The 16,984-nt window shown below is 71.2% G+C and carries 21 protein-coding genes; 18 read left to right on the top strand and 3 right to left on the bottom strand.

The window, feature by feature from the left end; all coding sequences use genetic code 11:
• The first annotated feature begins 423 nt into the window (after nucleotides 1–423).
• The 12 genes from ACFVU7_RS28155 (at nucleotide 424) to ACFVU7_RS28100 (ending at nucleotide 8,904) form a co-directional block, all read left to right on the top strand.
• Entirely contained in the window at nucleotides 424–1,632 is a 1,209-nt protein-coding gene (locus tag ACFVU7_RS28155) for an MFS transporter (protein WP_388047814.1), read from the top strand.
• Nucleotides 1,633–1,661: 29 nt separating this feature from the next.
• A complete protein-coding gene (locus ACFVU7_RS28150) occupies nucleotides 1,662–2,375 on the top strand; it encodes an HAD family hydrolase (RefSeq protein WP_388047812.1) in 714 nt (237 codons plus the stop codon).
• Between the two features lie 138 nt (nucleotides 2,376–2,513).
• Nucleotides 2,514–3,104, top strand: coding sequence for a DUF4913 domain-containing protein (locus ACFVU7_RS28145; protein ID WP_388047810.1), 591 nt, complete (start codon nucleotides 2,514–2,516; stop codon nucleotides 3,102–3,104).
• The gene (locus ACFVU7_RS28140) at nucleotides 3,101–3,847 is read left to right on the top strand and encodes a glycosyl hydrolase (RefSeq protein ID WP_388047808.1); all 747 of its coding nucleotides are present in this window, start codon (nucleotides 3,101–3,103) and stop codon (nucleotides 3,845–3,847) included. The genes ACFVU7_RS28145 and ACFVU7_RS28140 overlap by 4 nt, the downstream gene beginning before the upstream one ends.
• Nucleotides 3,844–4,335 carry a hypothetical protein gene (locus tag ACFVU7_RS28135; RefSeq protein WP_388047807.1) on the top strand — a complete coding sequence of 164 codons (492 nt, stop codon included), beginning with the start codon at nucleotides 3,844–3,846 and terminating at the stop codon, nucleotides 4,333–4,335. The genes ACFVU7_RS28140 and ACFVU7_RS28135 overlap by 4 nt, the downstream gene beginning before the upstream one ends.
• Nucleotides 4,332–4,985 (top strand): hypothetical protein, encoded by a 654-nt coding sequence (locus tag ACFVU7_RS28130; protein ID WP_388047805.1) that lies wholly within the window; start codon nucleotides 4,332–4,334, stop codon nucleotides 4,983–4,985. Before ACFVU7_RS28135 ends, ACFVU7_RS28130 begins: the two co-directional genes overlap by 4 nt.
• Nucleotides 4,982–5,461, top strand: a complete 480-nt coding sequence (locus ACFVU7_RS28125) for a hypothetical protein (RefSeq protein ID WP_388047803.1) — start codon at nucleotides 4,982–4,984, stop codon at nucleotides 5,459–5,461. Before ACFVU7_RS28130 ends, ACFVU7_RS28125 begins: the two co-directional genes overlap by 4 nt.
• A 21-nt stretch (nucleotides 5,462–5,482) precedes the next feature.
• On the top strand, nucleotides 5,483–5,797 hold the full coding sequence (locus ACFVU7_RS28120; RefSeq protein WP_388047801.1) for a hypothetical protein: 315 nt from the start codon (nucleotides 5,483–5,485) through the stop codon (nucleotides 5,795–5,797).
• A gap of 18 nt (nucleotides 5,798–5,815) precedes the next feature.
• Nucleotides 5,816–6,628 carry a winged helix-turn-helix transcriptional regulator gene (locus tag ACFVU7_RS28115; protein ID WP_388047799.1) on the top strand — a complete coding sequence of 271 codons (813 nt, stop codon included), beginning with the start codon at nucleotides 5,816–5,818 and terminating at the stop codon, nucleotides 6,626–6,628.
• 126 nt (nucleotides 6,629–6,754) lie between these two features.
• Entirely contained in the window at nucleotides 6,755–7,531 is a 777-nt protein-coding gene (locus ACFVU7_RS28110) for a DUF317 domain-containing protein (RefSeq protein ID WP_388047797.1), read from the top strand.
• A 14-nt stretch (nucleotides 7,532–7,545) separates the two neighbouring features.
• On the top strand, nucleotides 7,546–8,394 hold the full coding sequence (locus tag ACFVU7_RS28105) for a DUF317 domain-containing protein (RefSeq protein ID WP_388047795.1): 849 nt from the start codon (nucleotides 7,546–7,548) through the stop codon (nucleotides 8,392–8,394).
• A 60-nt stretch (nucleotides 8,395–8,454) separates the two neighbouring features.
• A complete protein-coding gene (locus ACFVU7_RS28100; protein WP_388047794.1) occupies nucleotides 8,455–8,904 on the top strand; it encodes a hypothetical protein in 450 nt (149 codons plus the stop codon).
• Nucleotides 8,905–8,911: 7 nt separating this feature from the next.
• On the opposite strand, the gene ACFVU7_RS28095 is transcribed toward ACFVU7_RS28100, so the two are convergent.
• The gene (locus ACFVU7_RS28095; RefSeq protein ID WP_388047792.1) at nucleotides 8,912–9,151 is read right to left on the bottom strand and encodes a hypothetical protein; all 240 of its coding nucleotides are present in this window, start codon (nucleotides 9,149–9,151) and stop codon (nucleotides 8,912–8,914) included.
• Nucleotides 9,152–9,496: 345 nt separating this feature from the next.
• Here ACFVU7_RS28095 and ACFVU7_RS28090 point away from each other — a divergent pair, with 345 nt between their 5' ends.
• The 6 genes from ACFVU7_RS28090 to ACFVU7_RS28065 all read left to right on the top strand — a co-directional run bounded on the left by ACFVU7_RS28090 (nucleotide 9,497) and on the right by ACFVU7_RS28065 (nucleotide 11,943).
• Nucleotides 9,497–9,718 (top strand): DUF317 domain-containing protein, encoded by a 222-nt coding sequence (locus tag ACFVU7_RS28090; protein WP_388047790.1) that lies wholly within the window; start codon nucleotides 9,497–9,499, stop codon nucleotides 9,716–9,718.
• A 26-nt stretch (nucleotides 9,719–9,744) separates the two neighbouring features.
• A complete protein-coding gene (locus tag ACFVU7_RS28085) occupies nucleotides 9,745–10,089 on the top strand; it encodes a hypothetical protein (RefSeq protein WP_388047788.1) in 345 nt (114 codons plus the stop codon).
• 82 nt (nucleotides 10,090–10,171) lie between these two features.
• A complete protein-coding gene (locus ACFVU7_RS28080; RefSeq protein WP_388047786.1) occupies nucleotides 10,172–10,486 on the top strand; it encodes a hypothetical protein in 315 nt (104 codons plus the stop codon).
• Between the two features lie 491 nt (nucleotides 10,487–10,977).
• Nucleotides 10,978–11,190: a hypothetical protein gene (locus ACFVU7_RS28075; protein WP_387976917.1), complete on the top strand. Its 213-nt coding sequence runs from the start codon at nucleotides 10,978–10,980 to the stop codon at nucleotides 11,188–11,190.
• Between the two features lie 88 nt (nucleotides 11,191–11,278).
• The gene (locus ACFVU7_RS28070) at nucleotides 11,279–11,608 is read left to right on the top strand and encodes an esterase (RefSeq protein WP_388047784.1); all 330 of its coding nucleotides are present in this window, start codon (nucleotides 11,279–11,281) and stop codon (nucleotides 11,606–11,608) included.
• Between the two features lie 23 nt (nucleotides 11,609–11,631).
• Nucleotides 11,632–11,943: a MarR family transcriptional regulator gene (locus tag ACFVU7_RS28065; RefSeq protein WP_388047782.1), complete on the top strand. Its 312-nt coding sequence runs from the start codon at nucleotides 11,632–11,634 to the stop codon at nucleotides 11,941–11,943.
• Nucleotides 11,944–12,633: 690 nt separating this feature from the next.
• Here the strand turns inward: ACFVU7_RS28065 and ACFVU7_RS28060 are convergent.
• Together ACFVU7_RS28060 and ACFVU7_RS28055 are read right to left on the bottom strand one after the other, a co-directional pair.
• Nucleotides 12,634–16,026, bottom strand: a complete 3,393-nt coding sequence (locus ACFVU7_RS28060; RefSeq protein ID WP_388047780.1) for a hypothetical protein — start codon at nucleotides 16,024–16,026, stop codon at nucleotides 12,634–12,636.
• A 134-nt stretch (nucleotides 16,027–16,160) separates the two neighbouring features.
• The gene (locus ACFVU7_RS28055) at nucleotides 16,161–16,580 is read right to left on the bottom strand and encodes a hypothetical protein (RefSeq protein WP_380740939.1); all 420 of its coding nucleotides are present in this window, start codon (nucleotides 16,578–16,580) and stop codon (nucleotides 16,161–16,163) included.
• Between the last annotated feature and the right edge of the window lie 404 nt (nucleotides 16,581–16,984).

Below are 16,984 nucleotides of genomic sequence, written 5' to 3'. Positions count from 1 at the left end.
AGGGATCTGCAGGACCACGATCAGCAGCCCGTTCAGGCCGATGACCCCTTTCTGTCGGCAGTCGCGAAGGATCTTGCAGTTCTTCATGCCAACGAACGTGCGCTTGACACGGGTTCGGGTTCGGGCTGGCTAGCAGCCCTTCTGGGGCTTGAGTGACCGGCCCAGCTCACCGCTCTGGGCAATGGCGTTGTGCCCCAGCAGGCCACCCACGCCTTGCAGCTGCTGACTTCACCTCGCCCATACTTCCTGCGCTGCCGTACGAGGTGATGGGCTTCTACCTCTATTTCTCGGCCGTACCAAATCCCGGAATCTGCGGACTCTTCTCCCCGCAGCCGCACCGAGCCGAGGGGGCTGTCATGCCTGCGCATGCCCCGGTCCGGCGCGCCCGTGCGCCGCCGGCCGTACGACCGAAGGACCTTCTCCTTGAGCACCACCACCGTCTGCGGCCCTGCCCAGGACAGCGCCTATCGCGCTGTCCTGGGTTCGCCGCACGTCGCCCGCCTGCTGGGCGGCACCCTGATCGGCCGCCTGCCTACCGGCATGGCGCCGATCGCGATCCTGCTGCTGGTGCGCGCCGAGCACGGCCCGCTCGCCCTGGCCGGAGCCCTCGGCGCCCTGTACGGCCTCGCCTGCGCGCTCGGGCAGCCACTGCTCGGGCGCCTGGTCGACCGCCACGGCCAGACCAAGGTCCTCGTCGCCGCCACGGCCACGGCGAGCACGGCGTTCCTGCTGCTGCCGTGCACCGGCCCGGTGCGCCACCCGGTGCTCGCCGCGCTCACCGTGCTGGTGGCGGGCCTGGCGACGCCGCCGCTGGAAGCAGGTCTTCGGGCGCTGTGGCCGGTGCTGCTGCCCGACGCCGAACGCCAGCGCACCGCGCTCTCACTGGACAGCAGCACCCAGGGCACGGTCTTCATCGCGGGTCCGCTGCTGGCCACCGGCTTCGCGGCCGGCGCCGGAGCGACCACCGCGCTGGTGGCGACCGCGGCGCTCGGCCTGCTCGGCACCGGCCTGGTCGTCACCGCCCGCCCCTCCCGCGCCTGGACGCCGGCCGAATTCACCGAGGCGGTGCACTGGACGGGTCCGCTGCGCGTGCCGGGTCTTCGGGTGCTGTTCGCCGCGCTGATCGGCACCGGTGTCGCGCTCGGCGCGGTCAACGTCCTTGCGCTGTCCACCGCCGAGCGCCACCACGCCGGGTGGCTGGCCGGGGTCATGCCGGCCGCGCTGTCCATCGGCAGCATGCTCGGCGGCCTCGCCTACGGCCGCCACGCCTGGCCCGGCGCCCCCGCCAAGCACCTGGTCGCCGCCTCGATCGGCTTCGCCGCCGGCTGGCTACCGCTGCTGCCCGACCCCGCGCCCGCCGTCGCCGTCTTGGGCGCCGTGCTGCCTGGAACCTTCCTCGCGCCGCTGCTGACCGCCGCGTTCCTCACCGTCGACCGCCTCGCCCCCGAGGGGGAAGCGACCGAGGCGTTCGCCTGGCTGATCGCCTGCATCGGCATCGGCCAAGCCGCCGGCACCGCCCTGACCTCCCTCGCGGACACGGCCGACCCGCTGCTCGTCGCCACCGTCCCGCTCGCCGGGGCCGCCTTCGCGCTGTGGCTGCTGCACCGCTTCAACGACCGCCTCTCCACCTGACCTCCACGCTCACCCCGAAGGACACCGCCGTGAACACCACCCTCTTCGCCGCCGCAACTCCCGCCACCCGCATGCACGTGGTCTGGGACTGGAACGGAACGGTCAAGGACGACCTCGATGACCACGTCTTCGCGTTGAACGAGACCCTGCCCGCCCTCGGCGGCGCCCCGGTCGACCGGGAGACCTACCGGGCCAAGCACACCGTGCCGATCCCCCGCTTCTACGCCCGCCTGCTCGGCCGCACGATCACCGAGCAGGAGTGGGTCTCCAGCGACAGCGCCTTCCTGGAGCACCTGCGCGCCCAGCCGGTGCGCGTGCGCGAGGGTGCCGCCGAGCTGATGGCTGCCCTGCGTGAGGCCGGCCACACCCAGTCGCTGCTGTCGCTGTGCCCGCACGACACCCTCGTGCGCGAGGTCGAGCAGGCCGGCATCGGCCACTTCTTCATCCGGATCGACGGCCGCACCGGGCCCTCCGGGGGCACCAAGGCCGCACCGCTCACCGCCCACCTCGAAGCCCTCGGCCTCGCCGAGCAGCCGCGCCGGGTGCTGCTGGTCGGCGACGCCGTCGACGATGCCGACGCTGCCCACGCCAACGGCGCCCACGCGGTGCTGCACACCGGCGGGCTGCACCACCCCGCCAAGCTCGCCGCCTCCGGCCACCCGCTCACCGACACCCTCACCGAAGCTGTCGCCCTCGGCCTGCGCCTCGTCCAGGGCCGTGGCATGCAACTGGCCTGCGCCTAGCACCGATCGGCGGCCGGACCAAGCCGCCGTTCCTGCGGACCATCTCCCTCAACGACCGCATCACCGGAGCCCTGCCGTGACCCGAAGAAGACCTTCCGACCCCGACCGCCCCGTCCGTCCGAACCTCCTGGATGTGCCATGTCCGAGTCCGATCCGCTGCCGGGCGCCTCCGAGCCCGAGCCGATCCGCATCCCCGACGAGGACCTCGACGACCTCGTCAGCGCCCTGAACCGCACCATGGCCGAGGTCCGCCAGCACGGCGTGATCCTCGACCGTCTCAGCTCCGAAGCCGACGACGAGACGGGGTCCGGCTCCATCGAGCCGGACCCCGGCAGCGAGGACGCGCCCGAGGCCGCTCCGCCGCTGTTCATCCTCGCGATGGGCGGCGCACAGTACGCCGCCGAGCTGGCCGAGCTCTCGTTCTGGGTCACCCACATCCTGCTGCCCGTCTACGGCCGGGAGATCGGTTCTACCCGCCCGTGGTGCGCGAGGTGGCCCGAGCACCCCGAAGCCGTCGCCCGTCTCCACGCGCTGTGGCTGGCCTGGCAGCAGCTGACCGCCGCCGAGGCCGGCCAGGGCGGCCCTTCGACGTGGCATCGCGACCACCTCGACCACGCCATCGCTCAACTCCGCTCTCCGGACGGCCCGTTCGCCGCGTGCACCACGAGCCCCTCCCGGCCGGCCCACCGCGTCCTGTCGACCCCCGACCAGCTGGGACTCACCGCATGAAGGACACCGACTTCCGGCTCGACGACCTCGAACCCGCCGACGAGCGCACCGCCGAACTGTACGACTCCACTTGGGTCAGCGACTTCAAGACGATCTCCCAGCACGATGTGGGCGACCGCAGTTTCATCGTCGCCTTCGATGCCTCGGCCACCTGGGGCTACCCCAACATGCCCAACATCGCCTCCTTCGATCTCGTGCGCGACAGCAGCCAGGCGACCTTCAGCATGCACAGGTCCGAGCACGCCACCTTCGCGTTCGCGCAGAACTGGCTCGCCAACCGCGGCTGCCCTCCGGACGCGCTCGCGCCGACCATCGACGTCCCCAAGCCCGCCGACGAGCTGACCGTCCAGGTCGAGGACCGCATCCGGCGCTCGGGCGAGGGCCTTGCGGTCATCGACTACCAGGTCATCGACGGGGCCGACGTCGAGGGCTGGAGCATCGCCGTCGACCGCCAGGACAAGGAGCTGCCCGTCCGGCTGTTCCTGGAAACGCTCCAGCCCGACCAGTACACCTACACGGTGCGCGAGGGGGCGTTCGCCAACCACGCCGCCGCCGAGAACTGGCTGGAGCAGCGCTCCACTCCGCTGCCCGACGCGCCGGAGTACCGCCTCGATGCGGCTGCCCTGCGTACCCGCGCCGCCCTCGCCCGCAGCACCACCGCCCCGGCCGCCGTCACTGCCGCCGACGTTCTGGCCGCCGCGCCCGCAGCCGTCGCGCGGCCCGATCTGGGGCGGTCGCTGTGACCCGCGCGAAGTTCGGCTTCTCCGCCCACCCCGACGCCATCGCCGACCTGCGCCAACTCCCCGATGCCGTCCGCGACCAGGCGCTGCTGCACCTGCAGGACCTCGTGCACGGCGAGCGCGTCGCCAAGCGCCTCGACGGCCGGCTGGAGGGCTGCCACAAGATCTACCTCGGCGTCGGCGACCAGTGGGCCAGCCACCGCCTGGTCGTGCAGTTCCGCGACGCCCCGCCGGCCTCGAAGCACGCACGCGAGGTCCACCTCGTCGCCGCCGGCCCGCGGCTGGACTACGCGGTCTACCGCTCCGCCCAGAACCGCCTGGGCCGCACCGGGGTCAACCTCCCCGCCGGTCTCGGCCCCGCCGAGGAGGCCCGGGTGCGCGCCGCCCGCGCCCGCTCCACGCGCCCGGCACCGGCGGCTGCCCCCGGCGCCGCCTACAGCACAGCCTCTCCCGGCTACTCCCCCACCCCCGCTTCCCGAAAGGCCCGATGATGGCCACCGTCCCCGCCCACGCCGAACTCGCCACCTGGCTCGTCGAGGCCGCCGAAGCCGTCTCCGGCATCGTCACCACCCAGCACTCCACGCCGCTCTCCCGCTCCTACCTCCATCCCATCCTCGGCCCACTCGCCGCCGGGCCCGAGGTGCTCACGGCCCTCGCGGACCGCATGGAGGACCTGCTCGACGAGGAGCTGCCGACCGCCCCGGCCACCCTGTTCACCCTGGCCTCCTACGCCTCCGCCCTGGGCTGGCTCACCGAGTCGCTCTCCGAACTGACGCAGACCGTCGACACCCTGGCCACCATGGCCGGTCTTCCACCGCGCCCCGGTGCCGCGCCCACCGTCCCCGGGGAACTGGAGGGCTTCGACCTCTCCGGCTACACCCCAAGCGACCAGGAGACGGTCACCACCCTGGCGGCCGAAGCCGCGCTCCCACCCGGCCTCTACCTCCAGGTCCTGGGCCTGGCCGAGGGCGCCGCCTCGGACTTCACCGAAGCGTGCATGGAGATCGTCGGCGCCCTGACCGAGGACGCCCACGAACTCCTAAAGGAGTCGGTCAGCTTCGTGCGCCTGGGCGGCAACGGCCCCGACAGCTTGCCCACCCTGGTCCGCTCCCTCATCGCCCGGATGGAAACGACCGAGTGAACCCGCACGACCAGCTGGCGAAGCCCGCCGCGCACCGCGTCTACGAGCGACTCGGTGTGGACGACGTCTGGGCCCTGCTGCGGCGCCACCCCGAGGAGAGTCCCGAAGCCAGCCTCGCCTGGTACCTCGCCACGTCCGCCACCGCCGTCGACGGCGTCCACCGCGAGCTGACCGCCGCCGCGAAGACGGTCGTCGAGACGCCGTCGCCGGTCGCGCGCGGACAGTACGCCGGGCAGTCCACACACGACGGCATCCTCCGGGAGTCCGGCCTGCGGATCGACCTGCTCGCCGCCCGCCGGGAAGCGGCCTTCACCCAGTTCGCCGCCTCGCTGACCTCCTACGCCCGATGCACCGGTGCCGACCGGACGGCGACGACCGGCGCGCAGTCCCGGCAGCAGCCCAGCCCCCGGCAGTCCCACGCCGGTCCGGCCCTCTGGGACGACGAACAGGGCACCGCACGCAGGGCGTTGCGCTAGGTGCAGCTCGGGGATCTATGGATGCGCGAGAACGTGCTCGGCGGCAAGGAGGTCATCCACGGCAACGGCCTCGGGGCGCCGGTCGAGGCTGAGACCGTCGAGCCTCTCGTCACCTCCGGCCTGATCGCGGCCGACACCGCAACGGACGCCGCCCAGGTGGGGCACATGCTCTCGCCCCCGGCGGGCCGGAAGGCGCCGGAAACCGCCCACGCCGCCCGCCGGCGCGAGGCCGCCGCCCTCTATCGCGGCGTGGCCCCCACCGCTGACACTCCCGCCACCCCCGCACCGCTTGCCGCTTCCCCGGCGAGGACCTCGTCCTCCTCCCGCACGCGCTGACCAGGAGTCCCCCGGATCATGCCCGCCCAGCCGACCATCACCATGACCACCGCCGACGCGGCACGCGTGGAGAGCGTCCTGCGCCAGCTGGCCCCGAAGTGGACCACGCACTTCGTCCACACGATCGCCAAGTACGGCCCGGAGATGCGTGTACGCGACATCGCCCACCACCACCCGGCGGTCAACCAGCCGTACGTCAGCAGGCGCCTCGCCGCCATGGCGGACGCCGGGCTGGTGGACCGCGACGCCACCTTCGACCGCTGGGCGCCGTACAGGCTCAGCGCCGGCGCGCGGACGCTCGGCCCGCTCTACCGCGCGGTCACCCAGTGGTCCTCCGAACACCATGACCACGCACCTCAGGGCCGGGCCGACCGGATCGAGGACGCCCTGCGCCGCCTGCACCTGGTGGACACCACCGAGGTGGTCCGGCTGCTCTCGAAACACGGGAGCATGCGGGTGGTCCACCTCGGGGAGCACGTCGGTGTCTCCGAGCAGCTCATCGCCACCCGGCTCAACCGCATGCAGGCCGACGGCCTGGTCGTCCGCACCGGATCCCGGCACGGCGCCCCCTACGCCCTGACCGACGCCGGGCACTCCCTCGCCCCCGTGTACGCCGCCGTTCAGCAGTGGGACAACCGGCACTCGGCCGCCCCGGCCGTTCGGGTGCCGGCCGCCACCCGAACCCTCGTCACCGGAGCGGACACCGTGCGGACCGCGGCGGCACTGCGGCGAAGTCCCGCCCCTGCCAATCTCTTCAGCCATGCCCCGGCACCGCAGCCGCGCGTCCCAGCAGCGGTGACAGCGGCCTCCCACCCCTCCCGCGGGCGGTGACCGCCGTGAACACCCGCCCCAGAACCCCTCCCCCCTCTCCAGCTCCCCGCGTCCGCACACCGCCGCACCCGCCCTCGCCGCCGGCGGCGTGCGGGCGCGCTCCCCACCTCGTTCAGGATCCTCCCGGTGCTCTCCACCTCCCCCTTGCTCGTCCACCCGCTCCGTCTCGCCGGCCCCGGCGACCAACGGCTCATCACCGACGCACTCGACACCGCCCCCGACTGGAGCCGAGACCGCTCGCCCGACGGAGCGATCCGCTTCACCAGCCCCTGCCGAACCGCCCTCATCACCGGTGGACCCGCGACCGGCCGCCCTGGCGCCTGGACCGTCCACGGCTACCGCTCGCCCGGCTCCACCCCGCTGTGGCGTGCGGTGTTCGCGCCCGGCACGCCCGCCGAGATCACCGCCGCCTTCACGACCACCCTCGTTCACGGTCTGCGCAGCGGGCACCGCGACTACCTGCACGGCGGCCCCCACCACCTCCCACGCACCCCCGCCTCCGTCCTCTCCGACCGCGGCTGGCGGCCTGACCAGAGCCCCCCGGGCTTCCACGACCAGGTCGCACCCGACCTGACCGCCGTCTACCGGCACCGCGTCGGCCACCAACCACCCGACGCCGAAGCCGCCGGCCGGACCCCACCGGCCTGGAGCATGCTCGCAGGCAACCTGCGAAACCCCTCCTGGCGTGCGGACTTCACCACCGGGGTGCCCTTCTACCCCCTCGTCCGCGCCACCCTCCTCTTCAGCTCACCCGCCCCCGTGGAACGGCGACGCTGCGACATCCCCGCCCATCACCTGCCCCACCTCACCGCCCGCCCGGCACCCCGCAGTCGGCCGGCCGCACCCGCCACCCCGTCCGCCGCCCGGCCCGTGCCCGCCGCCGGCGCCGCGCGCCGCCGCTGACCCTGGACGATCCGATGCCGAACACCCCCGAGAAGCCCCGCGAGTACCGGATCACCCCCCGCTACCTCGCCAACGGGGATGCCAACGGCTCCCCGGCCATCCAACGCCTCCTGGACGCCGGCTGGGCCCTCAGCAGGGACGAGTTGGCGAACACCTTCGTCACCGCGCCGGACCTGCGGGCCCGCCTGGCCTTCCTGCCCGAGGGCGGGGACTCGACGCTGTGGAAGATCAGCGCGGGGCCGGACGCCTTCTCCCCGCCGCAGTGGCTGGTCACCTTCGACGACCGCACACCGCCCGAGGTCGTCGAGGACTTCACCTCCGCGCTCGCCGACGCCTACGCGCAGGGCCCCGAGGCCTACCTGGGCGACGGCGGCCGAACCTCCGGAGCCGACACCACCCTCCGGCTCCTGGCCGACGGCTGGCGCCTGGACCCCGCCACCCCGTTCCTGAGCTACCAGTCGCCCGACCGCCTCATCCAGCTCCACCGACGGGACAACCCGCTGCGGCACGAAGCCGAGATGGCCGGCGACACCGAGCGCTGGCTGTTCGAGGTCGGCCCGCCCCGAGGCGTCTGGTACGCCACCGCCTCCTCGCGCCTGCCCGAGCACCTGCTCCAGACCCTCACCACCGCCGTCACCGACCCGGTGCCGGTTCACCGGTACATGCGGCGCGTCGACCTGGAGCACCTGCCCGCCGTCGCCACCGCGACGCCGACGGCGCCCAGCCCCCTGGAGGTGGCGCGCGTCCGGGCGGCCACCTCCCGCTCGCTCTCCGTCCCCCGCACCGCGCCGTCCGCGCTCGCCTACAGCACCACCACTCGCCCTCCGGCGCTCCCTGCCGCCGTCGCCGGACGCTCCCGCTGACCACCCGTACTACGGAGGAACCCCCTGCCCGACGCCACCGCCCTGGAGCACGCCGCTGCGATGATCGAGAAGGCCTGGGGTCGGCCGGTCACCGAACTGGAGAAGGCCGCGACCCGCCACCCCGTCGAGGATCCCCTGCTGCGCGCGGCCATGCACAGCCGCGGCTACCTTACGGTGGTCTCCAACTCCGTTGCCGTGCACCAAGAACGCCTGCACACCCTCACCCGTCCCGGTCATGTCCCCGCCTTCTACGACCTCGACCGGATCACGGAATCGGCGAGCGCCCTGCGGACCGCCCATGCCGAGAGCAACACCGCCTTGCAGGCGATCCGCCACGTCGTCGACGCCCGCGAACTCGCCCTGCAGACCCAGGGCGGTCGAGCCGCTGAGCGCGTGAAGGCCGCCACCGCGCGCAGCACGCACGCTCCGCGCCCGCCGGGTCTTCCCGCGGAACGGCCCGCCCCGCCGACCGCAGCCGCTCCAGCTGCCTCGGCAGCGAACCGGCTGTAGCGGACGGTCAGTTCACGTCCTGGTCGTGGTGGGTGCCGGGATCGGCGGTGCCCACCACGTGCGCCAGCTCCTCCAGCGTCAGCTCCACGCGCCGGCCGTCCGCCAGCCTGGCCTCGACCACCTCGGCCTGCGCCCGCTCGGCACGGCTCGCCGTGTTCACGGCCCACTGGCCGTCGGCGATCATGGCGATGTCGCCCCTCGTCCACGCCCGGCCCGCGCTGCGGATCTTGCGCTCCAGCGCCGCCATGTCACGACCTCTGCTCGGCTCCAACGCCGCCCCCCCTTCAGACCTACGTACGGCCCCTCGCCGTAACCCCGTTTCAGCACCGGGCCCCGCCGATCCATTCCCGCCTCAGTTCGCCCACGGCAGACCGATCACCGCCGGAAACGACTACGAGCTTCGGTACATCGCATGTCAACGTACTCATGTCGCCGAAACCGCAGGTCAACGAAGGGATCCAGCCCCATGATCACGCCCGGCACCCTGCTGCCCGCCCCCGTCCGCCCCATTGCCGAGGAACGCAACTGGCTCTCCTCCGACCACTGTGCGGAGCCGGTCCTGTCCCTGCTCGGTGGACTCGGCTGAGCCACCGTGGACACCCCCGAGGCCAACGTGCACTGCACCAGCCCGGACGGGCGCGTCTACGTCGGCTGGCTACCCGAGGATCCCGGCGCCTGGCGGCGCGGCATCGTCTGGCGCGTGCAGGTCCGACCCGACCACGCCGATGCCTGGACCCAGGAGTTCGGCCTCCACACCCCCTCCGAGGCCATCGCCGGATTCGTCGCCGCGCTCGTCGCCGGCCCGATCCATTGACCCAACACCCGTGAATGGATCCCCAATTGGCAACACCCAGGCTCGACCACGCCATTGCCCACGGCACTCCCCGCAACCCGCTCGGCCGCGCCGTGCAGGAGAGCCACATCGTCTGCAGCGACGGCTTCAGCCTCTCGGTACTCGCCCCTGACCCCGTCGACGCCTTCCTCTTGCCCGCCGAGACACTGGAGATCGGCTTCCCCACCCAGCGACCCGAACCGTGGAACGCCTGGCGCACCCACCTCGACGCGGGGTCCGAGGAGAACAACCCGGCCGACTCCGTGTACCTGCACGTCCCCGTCGCCTTGGTCCGGGAGCTGATCGAGGCCCACGGCGGCGAAGCCCGGCTCCTTCCCCACCAGCGCTCCTGACCATCGGATTACCGCTTCGACGAAGGGCGACACCCTGACGATCACCATCGACCTCACGCGCATCCCCGGCCCGGCCATCGCCGTGCTCGGCCTGGCCAACGCCTTCTCCGTCCCGCCCTGGTCGGCCGCGTTCGTGCTCGGCCTCGCCCTCAGCTCAAGCGGCCTGCTGCTGGCCTTCGACCACATCCACGCGGACGGCCTGCGCCGGGACACGCTGATCATCGCCCACCTCACCAAGAGGCCCGACGGCGCCCGCGTCGGCCAGATCGGCACCGCCCTCGGCCTACGCAACCGCGCGGTCGCCAGATTGCTCGACCGTCTGGCCACCGACGGCCTGGTGGTGCTCGACACCGAGGACGAACCACTGGCCCTGCGGTCGTACCGCCTCGCCGACTGATCACCCGTGTCCCCGAAGGAGGCACCACGAGTACCCGCCACGTCGACTTCCACCCGGTGGTCGTCACCGCCGCCACCGAGCACGGCGCGAGCCGCCGCATCCTCGCGAGCCCCCACCTGCGGATCGTCCGCGCCGACCAGGTCCGGCCCGGCGACCTGATCGTCTCCGCCTTCCAACCCTCCGCGCACGGCCGCCTTCCCCGGGCCGACTGCTTCACCGCCGGCCCCTACCCGGCCAGCCCCGGGCCCTACCACCCGGATTGCGGCTGCGGGGTCTGCCGGCCTGCCGGAAGTCCAAGCCCCGAACGGCACCGTCGTCCTCACCGCCGGCTACCCGTGGGACACCTGCGACCCGTGGCCCGCCGACGACCCCGTCCTCATCCGGCCTCGCCACCGCCTGCGCGCCCCCGCACCGATGCCCCGCCCCGACCTTCCGTGACCACCGCCGTCGCTCCGCCCGCTCACCACACCGCCCCTTCCTGGAGAACCGCCATGCCACAGCACCTCACCCTCGGCCACCTGCTCGCCCAACTCCAGCCCCTCGACCCGAACCTGCGGGTCCGCCTCGCCGTGAACCCCGACTGGCCCTTCGCCCACTACGTCGGCACGGACGTCGTCGTCCAGAACGGCATCGCCTACATCAGCGAGGACGGCCAGGAGGACTACCTCCCGTCTGACGTCCGCGACCAGCTCGCCTGGGCCTGACCCAAGCCGCCGACCGAAGGAGAGCCCTATCCCCACCGGCTACCGCGCCCGCCTTCCCCGCCCGCTCGACCGCTTCGCCCTTCACCCCATGCCACCGTGGGCAAGCGGAGCACTCGTCCACAGCGTCCCCGCCCACACCGGCCACCCGATCAAGGTCCTCTGGATCCCGCACACCGCGCCCCAACTCCCCTTCGGCCGCATCCTCCTGCGCTGGGAACCCGCCCCCGAGGCCGGCTGGGACGTCACCGCCCGCCTCGGCCTCGCCACCACCGTGGTGCCCCTCGCCACCTGGCCCGCCGCCGGAGACGACTGGCCCCACCTCATCCACCCCACCCTGCGCGAGGTCACCGGCCTGTGCTCCGCCCTCCTCGTGGCGACCGCCGCGCTCGAACTCGCCAACCGGCTCGCCGACTCCTGACCACCATCACAGATGGCCGCCCCGTGCCGAACCGGCAGGGGCGGCCTTGCTGTACCCCCACCCGCCCGCCGCCCCGTGCGTTCATCACCGGAACAGCGAGGAAGGACACCGCCCTGGCCGCCAGCCAGCCACTCTGGGGCTACACCGAGGTCGCCGCGCACCTGGACATCGGCGCCGCCCGTAGCCGCAAGAGCAGCGGTGCTTTGCCCACCCCCGACGACGACAGCATCCCGGGCCGCCCACGCTGGAGACCCAGCACCCTGCAGAACTGGACACCCCGTGGCCAGGGCTACCGCAGCGACCTCCACACCGACCACACCAGTGAGCCATCGTGACCGGCGATCGCCTGGAACACCGCCACCGGCGAGCACCTGCACACCCTCACCGGCCACACCAGCGCTGTCACCGCTGTGGCCACAGTCACCGCCACGGACGGTACCCCCTCGCCATCACCACCAGCCAAGACGAGACTGCGATCATCTGGAACGTCAGTGATAGACGCGGGCTCCGCAATTGCTATCTGCGGCACCCATCACAAACTGTTGCGGCCACAAGCGACGGCTTCCTAGCCGGCTACGGTCCCGAGGTCGCATACTTCACGATCGCCTGACCCAACTTCTTCCGTTCCGGAGCCTCGCACTGGATCTATTGCTGGCAGGAGACAAAGTCGCAGCAAAAGACAGAGACGGACAGATGCCCCGTCGGATTCCCCGACAGAGGGAATTCCGTTTCCTTCGGAACTACTATTCGCCAGCCGATGCAACAATGACAGAGCGTTACATCAGCTGACTATCTGCTCGTTATACCGGCGAAGAGTACTTATTCCCATGCTGTCGTATTCCTGGCAAGGCGGATCTGACGGGTGGTCGTGTAGACGTTCTGAATGCCGCGTGGAGCCAGGTGGTTGGGGTTCCTCGGCTGGAGCCAGTTGGTGGTCTTCTCGCGCGGTTGCGGCTGTTGGTCGCAGGTATGTACTGGCTGGGCGGCATGCGGTACGCGGTGGTCGGGCGGGGATCCCGTCGCCGTTAGCCGCAGGTGGAGTGGTAAGAGAGCATGGACAGGTACTGCTGCCACTGCGGGCGGCTCGGGGTGTCGGTGTTAGCGCAGATCTGTCGGATGTTCTCGTCCACTGCCAGCGGCCACAGTCGAACGGTGTTGTCCTGTCCGCCGGTGACGAGGGTTTGGCCGTCGGGGCTGAATGCCAGTGAGGTGGGTTCGGTGGTACTGATGGCGAGGGGTTGGCCGATCACCGCTGGGTGGGCCGGGTCCGTGACGTTCCACAGGCGCACACCCGCTCCGGCTCCGTTGGTGGCAAGAATCTTCCCGTCGGGGCTGAAGGCCAGGGCGCTGACACGGCTCGTGTAGCCGCTGAGTGCTCGGCCGAGGAGGGTCGGGTGGTTGTGGTCGGAGATGTTCCACAACTTGACGTCGCCGTCGCCTGTGGCACCGGCAACGCCAGTATCCGTGATCGTGACAAGGGTGTGACCGTCTGGGCTGAGCGCCATCGAGCCGGCGCCGCCGGGGATGGACGGCCCAGAGCGGGTCGGATGGTCCGGATCGGTTACATCCCACAACTGCACCGTGCCAGAGGAGTAGCGGCCAGCGATGACGAGGGTGCGTCCGTCCGGGCTGAACACGAAGTTCATGAACATGTTGGTGTCACCGTCACCGGTGATCGGCTGGCCGCGCGGTCGTGGATGAGCGGGGTCCGACATGTCCCACAGTCTCACGCTGTTGTCGCCACCAACGACGGCGGTGCCGCTGGCAGTGGCGAGGGTGCGGCCGTCGGGGCTGAAGGCCACCGAGTTGACCCTGGTCCCAACTCCTTCGGGGAAATTGATCGGGGCGAGGATGGTGGGCCTGGTCGGTTCAGTGAGATCCCAGAGGATCACGCGCTTGTCGCCGTTGGCGACGGTGGCGAGGATGCGGCTGTCGGGGCTGAACGCCAGGGACAAAACGGTGCTGCCGAATTTCGTGAGCATGCTGAGGGGGGTGGGGAGAGCAGGGTTCGAGATGTTCCACAGCCACACGGTCTCGTCGTTCGATGCAGAGGCGAGAATCTGGCCGTTGGGAGATGGAACGGTCGAGGAGACGACTTTGGTGTGGCCGGTCAGCAGTGTGGCGGGCAGGTGCCACAGGTGTACGGTGCGGTCACCGCTGGTTGTAGCGATTGTGCGACCGTCACGGGCGAACGACATAGCGGTTACGTAGGGGCTGGCCAGCGGCGGGGCGATGGACGTCGGGCTGGCAGGGTCAGCAATGTTCCACAGTCGGAATGTCCGCTCTGCGCCGGGGGTGGCAAGCGTGCGGCCGTTGGCGCTCAGCGCTATCGCGTTGAGGCCGCCGAGGGAACTGGTCACGGGGCCTCCCAACGCACCCACGTGCGTGGGGTCAGCCACATTCAGCAGTTGGACGGCTCCCTTGGAAGCGACGGCGAGGGTATGGCTGTCCGGAGTGAATATCGCGCTACTGAGAGCGGTCCAGAAGTTGCCGAGCAGAATGGGATGAGCGGGGTCCGTGACGTTCCACATTCGCGCCCCATCGTCCACGGAGGATGTGACAAGGGATCGACTGTCCGGGCTGAACGTGACGACGTTGACCGCGGAGGCGTGCTTGAGGGGCTGGCCCAGCGGGGTTGGGTGAGCGGGGTCTCTTACGTCCCACAGCTGTTCGTCCCAGTAGTGATCGGTACCGGTGGCCAGCGTGTGCCCGTCGGGGCTGAATGCCAGTGGGCTGCCGCCGGCGGTGTGCGGGAGGGCTGCGCCGAGTACGCGGGGACGGGTTGGGTCCGCGACGTTCCACAGCCGTACGCCGGTGTTGCCAGGGAGTGGGCCGGCGGATGTTGCGAGGGTGCGTCCATCCGGGCTGAACACCATCCAGGCGGTGCCGGGGACCCGGAGGGGCTCGCCGAGAGGGACGGGATGTGTGGGGTTCGTCATGTCCCAGAACCGCACTGTGCCTGTGTCTTTGTCGTTGTCACGGCCAGCTGCGGCGAGGATGCGACCATCAGGGCTGAACGCCGCCTTGGAGACATTGGAAAACGAAGTACTCAGGTCGGTGGCCAGGGGCTTGTTCGCGTCCTCTACCAAGCGCGTGTAGCGATCCCCAGTGGGATTCAGCCGATATGCCTCGATGTCGGTTCTGGCTGCCAGTGAAGGGTCGGTGGCGCGTAGCTGGTCCGCTCGTGCGGTGACCTGGCTGATCAGCGCGCTCTGCTGCTGGGCCTGAGCGAGGTCGTGCTGGTGGAGAGCGAATGCCCCCGTTGTCACGGCGGCGAGGACAAGCGCTGTGACAACGATCCGACCGGTACGGAACTGCCGAGCGCACCGGTCGGCCTCGCGCAGGGTGGAAGCGAACTTCACGTCACCGGGACGGGGAGCAGTTGCGGAGACTTCGAGCCGGTTCAGTTCGGGTGCCACCAGTCGGAAGCCCTTACGGCGTGCGGCAAGCAGCTTCGCGTCCAAGCCCGCAACCCTGAGCAGCCGGCCGTCCGCATCGAGGGCGCCGGTCACCACGGTGCGCGAGCGCAGTCCGTAGAAGATGTCTCGGAGCCGACCCGCACCGGGCCGGCTCCGCATCAGGGCACGGAGCCCGAGCGCGAAGGCGACGCCGAGAGAAGGCCCTTCGATCCATTCCGGGGCAGAGGGTTCGTCGGACAGGATGATCCGCCACACCACGCAGCGGTCTTCGGCCTTCACAGCGGCCAGGCGCCAGGCCGTGCCCAGCGCGAAGGCGAACTGGCCGTTGGGGCTGCGCACCCCGTCCATCGTCCGGGGATCGGGGTACAGCCCCGCGGGTCCCTGCGGGAACTCGCGCAGTTCCAGGACACCGGTGGCACCCTCGGCGGCCGGGGCGTCTGCGTTCGGTCCGGATGAACGGCCGAAGACCACGGGGACCCGCACGACAGGGCGTCTGCGCGGTGTGATGCCCGCCATCATGAGCGCGGCGATCACGAGAAGTCCTCTGGCAGCTGTCGACGGTCTGCCAGGAGCTGCGGACTGGGCCAGCTGCTGGCTCCGTTGAAGGAGCGTGTCAATGCCGCTGGCGAGTAGGGGCGAGAGTGCGGAGAGTTCCCTGCCGGTGGGCTGCGGGGGGCCGGAAGCGGCTTCCGGGCACAGCAGCCCGCTGCTCTCCCATGCTCCGAGCAGTCGCAGCAGAGCGTCGTCGTTGGCCACGGCGGCGTCCGTGGACGCGACCAGCATTCTGGCCAGGAAGAGGGGGTGATCGGCTCGCACCGCAACCGCGTGCTCTTGGTCGGGCGCGGTCGCGCCGAGCCAGGCGCGCAGTTCCTCGCAGCTCTGGCCGCCGAGCCACGTCGGATCGCTCTGGACCGCCTCGCTGCAGCAGTTCCACCACAGCGCGGACTCACCCAGCAATTCCCGGATCGCAGCCTGCGGGCCGGACGCTCGCTCCAGCACCTTCTCGACCGTCGTCCGAGCCGTCGGCCCGGCACTGCCTGCCGATCCCCGCCAACCCGCTCGGCCTTCCGCGACCCTCTCTGTGGGGGCTTCATCGCGCGAGTTCTCGTGCTCCTCCGGTCCCATGCCCCAGGTCACTGCAGCTCCCGGTCGATGACGTGACGAAGCCCGACGTCCGAAATCAGCGCCCGTACCTCGCGCCAGGCATCACGGGTCGCATCGTTGAGCGAGGCGCCGACCGACAGCATGACCGTCGCAACGTCCCACGTACTGCCCGGACCCACCGGTGCCGCCACGGAGGCCGCCCACTCCTCTCCGGCGAAGCCCGGCAACCGCACGTACGAAGCAGCAGGGCCAAAACGTCCCCGCGCCACAGGCACGAGCACCACCTGCTCGGCACCAGCACCGCCCACGTACTTGACCGCCGCCATAAGTGGCGCCGCGCCCTCAACGCCGTGCACGACAAGTTCCAGGCTGTATTCAGGGGCGGAGTCCCCCCACGTGCGCACGAGGAATCGGGCGGTGCCGTCCGGGGACGATGCCTCCAGCAGCACGGTGTCGCCTCCCGCAGCGGCCAGACCGCCGGCTCGCGGAAGCTGTGGGAGAGGAAACCACCCCAGAGCAAGCCGCTGCGGACGTGACCGATCGCACGCAACCCCAGAACCCGAATGCGGGCTCCCGGAGGGATTATCCGGGAGGACAATCTCGGTGGCGAGCGGTGCGGCGGGCAAGTCTGTGCCGATGAGTGAGGCCCATAGCCGCTGCCGCAGCGTGTACTCCGAGCGGCCGCGAGTCCCTGTCAGGGAGCGGTATGCGATCGTGCCGCCAGTGAACGAACGCCAGGAGCGCCGGGTGACCGAGCTGATGGTCATGACGACGCCTCCCCGGGGACGGGAGAGGTTCCCCCATGTTCCGCTGGAGTCGAAGGTGTGTCCGGCTCTAATCTGCCGGGCGCGCG

Origin of the sequence: Kitasatospora sp. NPDC058046, from assembly GCF_042885595.1 — a bacterium.
Lineage (GTDB): Bacteria > Actinomycetota > Actinomycetes > Streptomycetales > Streptomycetaceae > Kitasatospora.
This window is presented reverse-complemented; position numbering and strand designations above follow the sequence as displayed.